Source organism: Psychrobacter sp. 1Y4, from assembly GCF_051847555.1.
This window is the reverse complement of record NZ_JBPYDE010000481.1, coordinates 1-744: the sequence shown is the minus strand read 5'-3', so window position 1 is coordinate 744 and position 744 is coordinate 1. Positions and strand designations below refer to the sequence as shown.

General features: G+C 47.6%; 1 protein-coding gene. It reads left to right on the top strand.

All coding sequences use genetic code 11. The annotated features are described in order from the left end of the window. Positions 1 to 190 precede the first annotated feature (190 nt). Positions 191 to 744, top strand: a 554-nt coding sequence (locus tag ACS8FC_RS17090; RefSeq protein WP_439297665.1) for a FeoB small GTPase domain-containing protein, incomplete at its 3' end; no start/stop codon positions are given.

Sequence of the window (744 nt, the reverse complement as noted above, 5' to 3'; positions counted from 1 at the left end):
GCCTTATGCCGTACAGTTGAGTACGGGCGCTCAGTTTAGCTTACGTGCTGATGAGCTGATAAAAATCAAATGCCGCGCCATCACATCAGCGTAAAAACACATGATCAATCTGCACAGATAACCCAGTCATCCTCTGCTTTATCCAAACAGCTTCCTCATATACATTCCTCCAGAAGCGATGCATAAGCTTATGTCCTCTTCAGTATCTATTTCAGTACCCATTCAACAAATAGAAGCCAGCACTGCACCTATCACATTAGCTTTGGTAGGCGCACCCAACTGCGGCAAAACGGCCACCTTCAACGTGCTAACAGGCTCCAAAGCCAAGGTAGCCAACTATTCTGGCGTTACCGTTGATAAGCGCAGTGCTACTCTGCTTGGTCATAGCAATGTCAATATTTTGGACCTGCCCGGAACTTATAGCTTAAAAACAGCCAGCCTAGATGAAGAAGTCACTCGTAAAGTGCTCTTCGGTCAAATGCCTGGCGAATCTGTCCCTGATGGGATTATTTTTGTGGCGGATGCCACCAACCTACGTATGTCACTACGGATGCTACTTGAGCTCAAAAGCTTAGGCTTACCGATCATTGTCGCACTCAATCTAAGTGACGTGGCACATAGCCGTGGTCTGGTCGTAGATGAAGCGATATTGTCCGATGAGCTGGGCGTACCTTTTGTCAAGACCGTTGCCATTAAACGCAAAGGTTGCGAGCCGCTAATGAGATTAGCTGGCGAGCTGATCGA